At 66.2% G+C, this 12568-nt stretch carries 9 protein-coding genes; 4 read left to right on the plus strand and 5 right to left on the minus strand.

Going from position 1 to position 12568, the window contains the following annotated elements:
• The coding region (locus AKL29_RS43965) for a hypothetical protein (RefSeq protein WP_210168320.1) at positions 1–298 on the plus strand (298 nt) is incomplete at its 5' end.
• 220 nt (positions 299–518) lie between these two features.
• Here AKL29_RS43965 and AKL29_RS07300 read toward each other — a convergent pair.
• On the minus strand, positions 519–2249 hold the full coding sequence (locus AKL29_RS07300; protein ID WP_050383637.1) for a hypothetical protein: 1731 nt from the start codon (positions 2247–2249) through the stop codon (positions 519–521).
• A gap of 371 nt (positions 2250–2620) precedes the next feature.
• Between AKL29_RS07300 and AKL29_RS07305 the strand changes: the two genes are divergently transcribed.
• A complete protein-coding gene (locus AKL29_RS07305; RefSeq protein ID WP_050383638.1) occupies positions 2621–3484 on the plus strand; it encodes a caspase family protein in 864 nt (287 codons plus the stop codon).
• A gap of 179 nt (positions 3485–3663) precedes the next feature.
• Here AKL29_RS07305 and AKL29_RS07310 read toward each other — a convergent pair whose 3' ends face one another.
• The 4 genes from AKL29_RS07310 to AKL29_RS07325 all read right to left on the minus strand — a co-directional run bounded on the left by AKL29_RS07310 (position 3664) and on the right by AKL29_RS07325 (position 10595).
• Positions 3664–4584: an efflux RND transporter periplasmic adaptor subunit gene (locus AKL29_RS07310; RefSeq protein WP_244481808.1), complete on the minus strand. Its 921-nt coding sequence runs from the start codon at positions 4582–4584 to the stop codon at positions 3664–3666.
• Between the two features lie 31 nt (positions 4585–4615).
• Complete coding sequence (locus AKL29_RS07315) at positions 4616–5527, minus strand: alpha/beta fold hydrolase (protein WP_160321713.1); 912 nt, start codon at positions 5525–5527, stop codon at positions 4616–4618.
• 454 nt (positions 5528–5981) lie between these two features.
• Positions 5982–8429 (minus strand): adenylate/guanylate cyclase domain-containing protein, encoded by a 2448-nt coding sequence (locus tag AKL29_RS07320; protein ID WP_050383640.1) that lies wholly within the window; start codon positions 8427–8429, stop codon positions 5982–5984.
• Positions 8430–8558: 129 nt separating this feature from the next.
• Positions 8559–10595 (minus strand): AsmA family protein, encoded by a 2037-nt coding sequence (locus AKL29_RS07325; RefSeq protein ID WP_193395190.1) that lies wholly within the window; start codon positions 10593–10595, stop codon positions 8559–8561.
• A gap of 212 nt (positions 10596–10807) precedes the next feature.
• Between AKL29_RS07325 and AKL29_RS07330 the strand changes: the two genes are divergently transcribed.
• Together AKL29_RS07330 and AKL29_RS07335 are read left to right on the plus strand one after the other, a co-directional pair.
• The gene (locus tag AKL29_RS07330; protein WP_016845951.1) at positions 10808–11482 is read left to right on the plus strand and encodes a Crp/Fnr family transcriptional regulator; all 675 of its coding nucleotides are present in this window, start codon (positions 10808–10810) and stop codon (positions 11480–11482) included.
• A gap of 394 nt (positions 11483–11876) precedes the next feature.
• Entirely contained in the window at positions 11877–12512 is a 636-nt protein-coding gene (locus AKL29_RS07335) for a pyridoxamine 5'-phosphate oxidase family protein (RefSeq protein WP_050383642.1), read from the plus strand.
• Positions 12513–12568: the final 56 nt, after the last annotated feature.

The raw sequence follows: 12568 nt of genomic DNA on the forward strand, positions 1-12568 counted from the left end.
AGCCAGCGTCGGCAGCGAGAGCAGCAGGCCCGCGGTGAGCAGCGTCTTGAACATCGGCGTTCCCGGCCAGGTTCTTATCGTTCAAATGGCTTTTAGCGTGCAGTGGTCAGTGCCCAACGATTGTGCGGGCAATTGGGCAACCGTGCCAGTGCTGTTGCGTTTCCGCCAGTTTCAACTTCGCGTCATCCCGATGTCCGCCATCCTCCCCTGGAGGGGGAGGATCGGGTCGCATGAAGCGCAGCGCAATGCGAGCCGAGGTGGGGTGAAGGTCTGTCCACTTGAGCAGTGCCGGTGTTGAGAGATCACCCCACCCCATATCGCATCTTGCTTCGCGCGATGCGATACGACCCTCCCCCTCCAGGGGAGGGTGAAGTCTCGCAGCCCGGATAAGTAGGGCGCAGCGTCATCGGGTATCAACGAGGCGTTGGTCTTTATCCGTAGCCCGGATGAAGCGAAGCGCAATCCGGGGAGGTGCGTCTGCGTCGGCAGCCCCCGGATTTCGCTGCGCTCCGTCCGGGCTACAACACCGCGGCCATTCGTCGCTTCGCCAGCGCCAGCGCCATCAGCACGAAGGCCGAGGTCACCTCCGGCCCGCCGACCAGGATGCGGGTCGGCGTCTTCATCTTATTCCACTCATAGGCCCTGTAGGGCCCCTTGCGGCCGCCCTCGCCGAGGCCCTGCACGATGCAGTGCAGCGCCGGCGTGAAGGTCGAGACCTCGGCGCCGAGATGCGCCAGCGCCATCAGCGCCAGCGCGGCGTCGAACGGGTTCATCTCATGGACGATCAGCTCGTGCGTGACATAGTCGAGCACGCGGGCGCGGATCAGCGCGAACACGTTGCCGGGATCGATGATGCGCTGCGCTGCCAGCGGCAGCGCGACGAAGGCGGCATAGCAGCGGCCGAAATAGGCCGAATAGAGCTCGGGCAGATAATAGATGTGCGAGCGCGGATTTTTGAACGCGCCGCTTTCGACCAGATTCTTCTGGAAGGCGATGATGCGATGCACGGTCTCCAGCCGCTGCGGCGTCTCGATGATCTGCCAGCCGGTAAGGTTGCGGAACGAGACCTCGAGGATGTCGAGGTTTAGCGTCGGATCGAGGTCGTTGCCATAGGGCCGCTCGCCGGCGAGATTGTCGATCCAGGTGACGACGCCGCCCTCGTAATCGATGTTGTCGTTAAGCGGCACGGTGACGCGCGGCTCGTTGGCGCCCGATCGCACCTGGTAGCCGCGGTAGAAGTCGAGCAGCGGCTGCTGCAGGATCGGATCGTCGGAGCCGGCCTGGGTCGCCGCCGAGAACGAGCACGCCGTGGTGTCGCAGTCCGGCACATAGATGCCGAAGCCGAGATCCTGCTTGATCTGCGCGAAGAAGCGCGAGAAGCGCGGATGCCGGCCCGGCGCCAGCGCGGTGATGACCTTCACCGTCGAGCCGTCATGCGACGGCACCTCCTCGGCGCTGGTCTTGAGGCAGAAATCCACCATGTCGGCGATCGCGCGCCGCGCGGTAGCAGCTTCATCCGGCGAGGCAAGCCCGGTCTCGACGAAGCCGAGCAGCGCCTCGGTGAAGAAGGCGTCGTAATAGGCCGAGCGGTGGCGGATCTGCACCGGCTCCCACATCGGCTCGGCGATGCCGCGCCAGGCCGGGTTGATCAGCGCGCGCGCCGGCGAATGCGCGATGAAGATCCGCGCCAGATTGAACAGCAAGGTCGAGTTCTTGTAGCCGCGCGCGTTCAGCCCGGTCAGCGCCATCAGCAGCTCGCGCCCGCCGACGTCGGGGTCGCCGATCAGGTTGAAGGCGGCGTAGGTCGGGATGAAGCCGTTCCTGCCGAACGAGCGCAACAGATGCGCGCCGGTCAGGCGGATCACGCGGTCGATCTCGGCGACCTCCGGCGGGCGGCTAGGTGCGGTCGCGGCGGGCGGGGCCGGGTGGTGCACGCCGATACCGTCCATCAATGCCGCGACGGGCGTGCCGATCGCGGCCCAGTCCGGCGTCGCGACGTCGCGCGCCGCGGTGAGCGCCGCGCGCAGGCCGGCAAGGCGGTCGGGATCGTCGAGCGCGGGCAGGCCGGTGCGGCGGAGCAGCGCGCGCAGCGGCGGATTGCCGAGCGCGGTCCGGTAGAATTTTCCGAGATGGGCATCGCCGCCGCGATAGGCCTGCAGCACGGGGTCGCAGACGTCGTACAGCGATGGGCCGTCCTTTCGGGCGGTCAGCGACCGGCACACCGCGCCTGCGATCTCGTGAAGGCCCAAGAAGCTCAAAGAATCCCCTTTCCCGAGGACCGGTTAACGCCGCCGCCCGACGGTGTTTCCTGTCGCTCTGCCCCAAACCCGCAAGCCTTTGGAAAGCTACATGAATCGCTACAAAACACAAATGTGACTGAGGTCACGTAACGGGATTTTAACGGCGTCAATGGCCTCTGCCGGGCGGCGGCATGCGGCAATTCGGGTTGCCCCGGGCGGCCGTCCGGGTTAAAGGAGCGTTTGTTGCGGCGCCGCAAATTGAGTTCAATTCAACGGCACACACACCTCAACCCCATTAAACCTGAACGTCTTTGACGCGACTAACTGGCGCGATCTTCGCTTGAGCGCCATCGGGATAAGAATTGGGACTTAGGAACGCTATGGACCTTGGGCAGCTTCGCATTTCCCGCCGCACCATCGCCGTCTGCGTGGCAGTGGCCGGCACGGTGTCGCTGGCGATTGGCGCCCATGCCGCGCTCAACAAGCGCACCCTCGATGTCGCCAAGGAGACCATTGCTGGTGGCGACAAGGTCGCCCCGACCGAGCTGACCGGCAGCATTCCGGCAGGCACTTCCCGCCTCGCGCTGATCATCGGCAACGGCCACTACCCGGACGCCGCGGCGCCGCTGGCCCAGCCGATCAACGATGCCCGCACCCTGTCGTCGGCGCTGCGCCGCGAGGGCTTTGACGTCGACGTGGTCGAGGATGCGACCAAGGACGACATGTTCCGCGCGGTCGAGCGCATGAAGGCCAAGATTCGTCCCGACACCGTCGTGATGCTGTTCTTCGGCGGCTACGGCGTGCAGGTCGGCCGCGAGAGCTACATGATCCCGGTCGACGCCACGATCTGGAAGGAAGCCGACGTCAAGCGCACCGGCGTCAGCGTCGAGTCCGTGCTCGATGCGATGAAGGAGCGCGGCGCCAAGGCCAAGCTCGTCGTGCTCGACGCCTCGCGCCGCAATCCCTATGAGCGCCGCTTCCGCGCGTTCTCGCACGGTCTCGCCCCGATCAGCCCGCCGGAGAACACCATCGTGCTGAGCTCGGCGACGCCGGGCAAGGTCGCCGACGACTCTAAGGCGCCGAACAGCGTGCTGGTCTCCGAGCTGCTCAACAACCTCAACGCCCAGGCCGGCGCCGAAAGCGCCTTCAACAAGACCCGCGTCGCGATCTCGCGCGCGTCGGAAGGCGAGCAGGTGCCGAGCGTGTCGTCCTCGCTGCTGGAAGACATCAAGCTCGGCGGCTGAGAGTCTAGCTCTTTCCCTAAGTCGTCCCGGCGAAAGCCGGGACCCATAACCACAGGGCTGCGTTGCTGAAGCGCGCTGTGGCCCCAGCGCGATCCTATTCGCGCATTCGTGGTTGTGGGTCCCGGGTCGCGCTTCGCTTGCCCGGGACGACACTGTGAATGTGGCGGCGCCTGCTTCGCCTATTTCGCATCCGCGCTCGCGCCCACCGGCCGCACCGGATCGCCCTCGCGCAGCAGCGCGCCGGCGCGGGCGACGACGATGTCGCCTTCCTGGATGCCGTCGCGGATCTCGACCTGTCCGGCCGACATCAATCCGGTCTCGACCCGCCGCGTCTCGACGCGGCCGCCGCGCACCACCTGCACCACGGTGCCGGCGGTGGAATAGAGGATCGCGGTCAGCGGCACCGCGACGCCGCAGCTCTGCCCGGTCTTGATCTGGGCGCGGCCGGACGAATTCACCAGCAGCCGCTTGTTGGCGCCAATGCCGATGAACACCTGGCCGAGCTGGCTGTTCGGCTCGACCGTCGGCGCGATCCGCCGCACCTTGCCGTCGAGATCGCCGGCGCCGAGGACTTTGAGCTGGGCCGTCTGCTCGGTCTTCAGCTTGGCGATGTCGCGGGTCGGCACCATGCCGACCAGATCGTACTCGCTCTTGGCGATGATCGAGAACAGCGCGTCCTTGCCCGAGGCCGGCGCGCCGACGATCGCCGACGAGCCCGAGATCGTGCCCGCCACTGGCGCCGTGACGTTGACCGGGTTGGCGCCGTCGGTCAGCTTCGCCAGCACTTGCCCTGCGGTGACGGTGTCGCCGGGATCGGCCATCACCTCCGCCACCTTCAAGCCGAAACGATCGGGCCGGATCTGCTGCTCGTCGCGCGGCAGCACGATGCCTGAAACCTCGACGATATTGCCGAAGCAGAATTTCGAGGCCTTCAGCACCGTCACCGCCGCGCCCTTCGGCACCGCGTCGGCCTCTCCTGCGGCGAGCGCGGGAGAGCCGGCGAGCAGAAGCAGCGCGACGACAATCGACGGTCCGTAGGATGGGGAGAGCCAACGGGTCCGCGCAACGCGCGGCCCGATGATAAACTCCGCGAAACCCATCAATCGATTCACACGCGAGATCATCGGCAAATTATTCCCAAAATGAGGGCCTCCTGAATACCAGATGCCGCCTGGCCGAGCCAGCCGGCTGCGCTGTGTCGGCCGGTCCCGCATCCGCCGCCAGCTCCAGCTTGGCCAGCTCCAAATTCGCCAGCTCCTGGGCGCGCCAGATATGCCGCAAGATTTCCGGGTTGACCCGATCGGCATGCGTCGCCGGCAGCATGTGGCCGGCACCCGGCAGATGCCGCAGCTCGGCGCCATCGATCAGCGCGGCGAGTTTGGTGACAATGCGCTGCGTCACATAGGGCGACAGCCCGCCCGACAGCAGCAGTGTCGGCACCTGCAACGCGCGCGCGGCTTCCGCCACCCCGTCGAGGTCGAGCGCGGCGGCGAAATCGCAAGCCAGCTTGTCAGCCTGCTCGATCATCCGCAGCCGTCCGCTCGGCGAGAACTGCTCGCGCGGCCCGGAGCCGGCCCAGAACGCGGTGAACGCCTCGACCGCCTCCATCACGGCGCCGTCGAGAATATCCTTTGAGACGATCTGCGCGATCCGCGCGAAGCGATCGTACAGCCGCGCGTCGGCGGGCGTGTCACGAAGCAGCGTGGGTAACACCGGCTCGATCAGCGTCAGGCTGCGAATGTGCTGCGCATAAGGCGAGGTGGTCGCCAGCCGAAACGCGATCGCCCCGCCATAGGAATGCCCGATCAGATGGATCGGCCCGTCGGCCTTGGCGAGCCAGGGCTCAAGCCGCGCGATCTCGCCATCCAGCGTCCGCGGCCAGTCGCGCCCGCAGGCGGCAACGCCATAGCCGGAAATATCCGGTGCCATGAACCGGTCGCCGCCGAGCGCCGCCGCAAGCTTGGTCCATTGCCGTCCCGACCCCAGCGAGCAATGCAACGCCACCACCGACGCCGCCGCGTGCGTCCCATCCAAACCCGTCATCAAACCCATCCTGCTTGTTCTTGTTGTCGCCGGCCGCGCGTTCGCACGCGCCCGTCATGACGCGAGCGAGGAGGGGGAGGGGTTATTCCTGGGAGGGGGTGGGTGGGGCCGTGATCGTGATTGCGCGCGCAGTCAGATTCACTGGATGGTGATTTTGAGGTTCGTGGCAGTCGGCGCCCGGCCTTCCCTGCGCCCTCTCCTGTGTGAGGGTGGTTAATCGCATGACTCGCGCGCGGCGGCATCGCGAGGTTGCCGGCGTGTGTTTCTCCCTTGGCTGTTTGATAGTTGAATCGGGAACGGGGCCCACATTTGGTGTCGTCCCGGCGAAGGCCGGGACCCATAACCACACATGGTGGTTGTGAGGTAGGGTGGGGCCGCAGCGTACTCTAACAAATGACAGCGGTGGTAATGGGTCCCGGCCTTCGCCGGGACGACGTAGGGGAGAGTGTGCCGCTTACTCCGCCGCCGCCTCCGCTGACGGCTCGCCCTTCCAGCGCAGGATCTCCGCAGCCAAAATCGGATGGTTGAATCCCTTCAGCACGAGGTCGTCGATGGCGCGGCCTTCGACGCAAGCCTCGACCATGCCGTAGACGCGGCGGCTCACCACGATCTGGCCGGCCTTGGCCTCGCCGCACAGACGGGAGGCGAGGTTGGTGACGCTGCCGATCGCGGCATATTCCAGCCGCTGCTCGAAGCCGACCTGGCCGAGCGTGGCATAGCCGAGCGCAATGCCGATGCCGAAGCCGAGACTGTGCCCGCGGTTTCGCCACTTCTCGGTCAGCGGGCCGACCGTGTCGCGCATCTCCACCGCCATCTTCACCGCGCGCGCGGTGTGGTCGGCAAGCTGGATCGGCGCGTTGAACAGGATCATCACGCCGTCGCCGGCATATTTGTCGAGCGTGCCTTCGTATTTGAAGATCAGCTTGCCGAGCGCGGCGTGATATTCGCGCAGCACGTTCATCGCCTCCTCGGGCTCGGTCGCCTCGGTGAAGGCGGTAAAGCCGCGCAGGTCGCAGAACACCACGGTGACCTCGCGGCGGTGGCTGTCGAGCAGGCCCTCGGGATTGTCCGACGAGGCGATCAGCTGCGCCACCTGCGGCGCCAGGAAGCGCTCGAGCCGGCGGACCCGTTCGAGCTCGCCGAGCTGGGTCTCGACCCGCTGCTCCAGCGACTTGTTCCAGTCCTTGAGCGCTTCGGTCTGCTCGCGCAGCTTGTCGGCCTGCTCGCGCACGGTGGCGTTGGCCTGTTCCAGCGCGTGGCTCTTCTGGTCCACCTCGGTGAACAGCCGCGCGTTGCGCATCGCCAGCACCGCCTGGTGCGCGAAGGTCTTCACCAGGCCGATCAGGCTCGAGGGGAAATCGCCGGCCGCCTTGCGCAGCACCACCAGCGCGCCGAGCACGCCCTGCTGGTCGACCAGCGGCACCACGAGCACGGAGCGGAAGCCGGCGCCGACCACGACATCGCGCAGCGGATGATCGGGCGGATAATCGGGACTTGCCGCGAGATCGGGAAACGCCAGCGGCTCGCCCTTCGCGGCGGCCTCGCCGAGCGGGCTGTTTGCCGCATCGATCGCGCGATGATGGCCTTCGGCTCCGCTGTCGATGCCGATCGATTGCGTCAGGGTGAAGCTGCGCTGCGCGACGTCATAGCCATAGATCAGCACGGCGTCGGCATGGGTGATCTCGAGCGCGCGGGCGGCGACCGTCGGCAGCACGGCATTGAGGTCGAGCGAGGACGCCACCGCGCGGCCGACCTCCTCCAGCACCTTCAGCTCGTTGATCGATTGCGCGAGGTCGCGGGTGCGCTCCTTCACCTTGGCTTCGAGGTCGGAATAGGTCTCGGCAAGCTGGGTGGCCATGCTGTTGAACTGACCGGCGAGCTCTTCCAGCTCATCGGATGTTTTCACCTCGATGCGATGACCGAAATCGCCGGCGCCGAGCCGCCGCGCGCCGGTGCGCAGCGCCGTGATCGGCTCCAGCATGCGCCGCGCCAGGATCGTGCCGGCGATGATCGCGACCACGAGGCCGAGCGCGATCAGAAGCGCGATGCGCACCAGCTGGTCGCGGATCGGCGACAGCGCCTGCGCGGTCGGCTGCTCATAGAACACGTGCCAGCCGAGGTTCGGCGCGGCCGTCGCTGTCGTCAGCACCGCGTTGCCGTCGACATCCTTGCCGGAGGCGATCGGCCTGCCACTCTGCGACAGCACCGCGGTGACCTGGGGCAGCGCGGCGAGGTCCTTGCCGACCTCCGGCCCCTTCGACGAACTCGCGAGCACCCGGCCCTTGGCATCGACGACATACGCATGCGCGAGCCGGCCGACCTGGGAATCGCCGAAATAGTCATTGAGGAAGCGCAGGTCGATCTCTGCCATGGTGACGCCGGCATTGAAGCCGGAATGCTGCTCGCCGATCGACATGAACGGCCGCCCGTCGCGAAAATACGCCGGCGCGTAGGCAGTGCCGCGGGCGATGGTCTCGGTGAATCTGACATCGCGGGAGAAATCGGCGTTGGAGTTGACCGTGGTGGTCTGGCGCGACAGCCGCAGCATTTCGCGGCCTTGGCCGCTGATCAGGGTGAGCTGGCTCACCGCCGGCACCTGGCCGAGCAACTGCGCGTAGTCGGCACGGCGCAGCTCGATCGTGTTGGAGGAGGCGCGGGTCACCCAGGAGATCTGCCGTTCGAGATCGGAAATCGCCTGCTCGATGCGCTTGGCGGTGGCGTCCGCCTTCTCGCTCATCGCGTCCGTCAGCGTGCCCTTGATGCCGCGGTAGCTGATCCAGGTCTCGAGCGCGCCGTTGACCGCGAGCACGAACACGACGAGGCCGACCAGCGCGAGGACGTATTTGGCGAACAGGCCGCCGCGCAGGAACCAGTTCTTGCCCTTGTCCGTAGCCGCGCTCATCCAGCCTCGTCCGGCCCCTGATCGGGTGCGCCGCATGATCCGCCGCTGTTTAGCACGGATCGGCTGGGCGGGGCGGCTCCTCGGGCCGCATGGTTATCCCTTCATATCGGCGGGGGATATCCGGGAATATCAGCGATTGAACAGCTGACGCAGCACGTCCTTCATCGCGGGACTGTCGTGCTGCTCGGCGGTCTCGCCCGGCGGAGGGGGCGGTGGCGGGGCCTGATCGGCGGCCGGCGGCGCCGGCCGGCTCAGGTCGCGGCTCGAGCGCGACGCGTTGCTCCGGTTGAGGGTGGAGAGGCCCTGCTGCAGCAAATTGCCGATGGTGTCGCCAAGCTGCCCGCCGAGCGGATTGCCCTGGCCGGCGCCGCCGTCCGGTGGCTGGCCTGTGCCGCCCTGCGCGCCGTTGAGCAGATTGGTCAGCCCGTTGAGGCCCTCGCTCAGCCCTTGGCCGTTCGCCCCGAACAGGCCCTTGCCCATCTCCTTCAGCTTGGCATAGGCGGCCTGCGGATTGTCGAGCATGCCCTGCATCTCCGGATAGATCCGCGGCGACACCCAGGGTCCCTCGAGCATCACGGGGATGCCGAGGCCGACCGGATTGCCGGCGCGGCCCTGGCCTTCGGTGGTCATCACGAGCTGCGGCTCGACGCGGAATCCGATCTGGCGGGTGTTGAGGTCGATCGTGCCGACCCCGGTCATCTTCACCAGCGGGCCGATCAGGTTGAGATCCGTGGTGACGGCCTGGCCCTTGTCGACCTTGAACGAGGCCGAGAGCTGGCTGAGATCGGTCGACAATTCCTGGCTCTCCTGCCACCCCGACAGGGTGCTGGTGGTGAGGTTGCGGATCATCTGAGCCACGTTGAGGCCGAGGATCTTGCCATCCTGGAATACGACGAAGGCAGTGCCCGCGAGATTGCCGACGATGACGCGCTCGCTGCCGCCTTGCGAGGTCAGCGCGATCTTGGCCTGCATCCTGCCGTCGAGCTTGTCGAATTCGGCGAGGCTCTTCAGCACCGGCAGCGCGCGCACCCCGGCGAGGTCGAGCCGCAGCGCGTAGGTTGGATTCGTAGCTCGCGCGTCGATGGTGACATCGCCATCGGCGGTGCCCTCATAGGCGCCGAGATGGGCGAGCCGGCCCTTCAGCACGCCGCTGTCGATCGACGCATCGATTGCCGCCTGCGCGAAGCGGCCGTCGCCGATCACGAGCTCCGCCGCCGAAATGCGCGCCTGCGCGTCGACATAGTTGAGCCCGGCAAGATCGATCGACGCGTTGCTCCAGGTATTGGTGCCGGGCGGCTGCGTGGTGCCGGACTGGCCCGGCGGCATCGCGATCGCAATGCGCTGGAAGTCGAGATCGAGCTTCACCAGCGGCTTGTTGCTGGCGAAATCGACCGACGCCCAGCCGGTGAAGCCGCCATCGCCGAGCGTGCCGGACACGCCGTTGAACATCACCACCGTGCCGTTCAGCCGCGCGTCCGCATTCGCCTTGATCGCGGCGGGCAACAGGCCGGGCGCATCGATGCTGAATTCGGCCGGCACGCTTTGGCGCTCCAGCGATGCTTGCGGCGCGGTCGCGCGGATCTCGAACTTCAGCGGCTTGTCGCCGGCGTGTGCGTCACCGGTCACGATGATCTTGCGGTCGTCGCCGATGGTCGCGTCCGCGTTGAGCGTGTCGATCCGGCTCTCGATCCGGTCGCGCACATTGGCGAAGACGATGGTGCCGCTGCTGACGCTGACATGCCGGATCGTGATGCCGCCGCCATCGGGCGCGGAGGATTTCGCCGGCGGATTGTGGTCGCGGGTGCGCTCGCGCTGCAGCGGCAGGTTGATCACCGGCTTGACGATCGCGAGGTCGGTGATGTCGGTCCGGCCCGACCACAGGCTCGACAGCGTCATCTCGGCTTCGACGCTGCTTGCCGCGAACCGGTTGTTGACGTCGCGCCCGCGCGGGTCCTGCAACACGACGTCGCGCAGCGTCAGATTGACCTTCGGCCAGAGGCCAATCTTGGCACCGCCATTGATGGTGAGCTTGTAGCCGGTCTCGCGCTCGACCCGGTCGGTGATGGTCGATGTGAGGAACGAGGACGGGATCCCGATCACAGCCACCAACGCGATGATCACGATCACGGCAGCAATGGCGGCCCCGGCGAATTTCAGTGCTCTCATGTCGTTGTTCCAGGCCGGGCAAGCGGGGTTCCGTTGCAGAAAGTCACGGCCGATCACACGAGTTTATCCCGCAAGCGGGAGCTGGCTCCAATGACCGGAAAAATAATCCGTTACCGCATGAACTTATGTGACCTCTCCCACACTCTTATGAGGGTGATTTTTGCTAACCGGGCGTCAGGGGACTGCTCGGATTGGATTTGGAAGGCAGTACAATGAGCAAACAGGCCGAATTTGCGGTCATTCTGAAGATGAATCCGATGTTCGCCGATCTCGGTGCGGACGAGTTGCAGCGGCTTTCCGGCCTCTGCCACACCCAGCAGCTCGCGACCGGTGAGGTGCTGTTCCAGAAAGGCGATCCCGGCGATGCCCTGTTTGGGGTCCGCCGCGGCCAGATTCGGATCGAGACCGGTGCTTCCGACGGCAGCCGGCTCACACTCAACTTCATGGGATCCGGCGATCTGTTCGGCGAAGTCGCCGTGCTCGACGGTCAGGACCGCACCGCGGATGCGACCGCGGGCGAGCCCAGCGAATTATTCGTGTTGCGGCGACAGGATTTCCTCGGCTTCCTCGAGCGCGAGCCGAAGGTTGCGGTCAGGCTGATCGAATTGCTCTGCCAGCGGATTCGTTGGCAGAGCGAGCGGATGGAAGAATCCGTGCTGCAGCCATTGCCGGTCCGCCTCGCACGGCGGCTATGCGCGCTGGCCGAGGATTTCGGTTCCGAGGTGCACATCTCGCAGGAACAGCTCGGCATCTTCGTCGGTGCCGCGCGCGAAAGCGTCAACCGGCAGCTGCAGACCTGGCGCAGGGACGGCATCGTCGACCTGCAACGCGGCCGGATCATGCTGCACAACATGACCAAGCTGACGGCGGTCGCCCGCAACGACTGAACCGGACCGCATACAACGCGCGCGCGAAGGTGAGATTTTCTCGCGCGCGCCGCTTGCGGATGTTGACGCACTCCTGCCTAAAAGACGTGCTTGCATGATGAGGCCGGTACCGCTTTGATCCGGCCGCCGGTCCTTGGGGTGACACCCAGCCTTGCTGGCCTCACGCCATCCACCTGCAAACCCCTGCGGTCTCTCCCGTTGACCGCAGGGGTTTTGCATTTCGGCGGCGGCGCGAGGCGAATCTGTCGACTTCAACATCATTTCGGGATTGGACCGGCGCCGGGCTCGCGCTTGAACATCGCGGCCAAGGCGCCGATGGATGCGGCCTTCCGCGGTCTGGACTATGCTGTTCCAGCACTCTACTTCGATGCTGGAATGAAAAGAGAGGCTCCTCATGGACAACCAGGGCGCGGTCGGCAAACCAGCAGTCAAATCGCAGGAGGATCTTCGTAGCCATTTCGGGCAAGTGAGCCCGCTCGCGGAGAAGAAGGTCCTCCACCATCTCGACAAGTTCTGCCGCGACTTCATCGCGCTGTCGCCGTTCCTCGTCATCGCTTCCAGCGACGGCAAGGGGCATGCCGACGCCAGTCCGCGCGGCGATGCGCCGGGCTTCGTCTCCGTGCTCGACGACAAGACGCTGCTGATCCCGGATCGGCGGGGCAACAACCGGGTCGATACGTTCGGCAACATCATCGCGTCGCCCGGGATCGGGCTGATCTTCATGGTGCCCGGCATCAACGAAACGCTGCGCGTCAACGGGCGGGCCGAGATCTCGCAGGAGCCGGATCTGTTGACGCCGCTGACGGTGCAGAACGTCACGCCGATCATTGGGCTCAAGGTGCATGTCGACGAGACCTACTTCCACTGCGGCAAGGCGCTGATGCGCTCGAAGCTCTGGAATCCCGCCGCGCAGGTCGAGCGCCACAGCTTTCCGACGCTCGGCCGAATCATCGCCGAGCAGACCGCCGCGATCGAGGTCGAAGTCGCCGAGAAGGCGATGGAAGAGGCCTATCGGACGCGGCTCTACTAGAACCTGCTGAAACCAATCGGGAACCATCCTCACCGTCGTCCCTGCGAAAGCAGGGA

Origin of the sequence: Bradyrhizobium pachyrhizi (assembly GCF_001189245.1) — a bacterium.
Lineage (GTDB): Bacteria > Pseudomonadota > Alphaproteobacteria > Rhizobiales > Xanthobacteraceae > Bradyrhizobium > Bradyrhizobium pachyrhizi.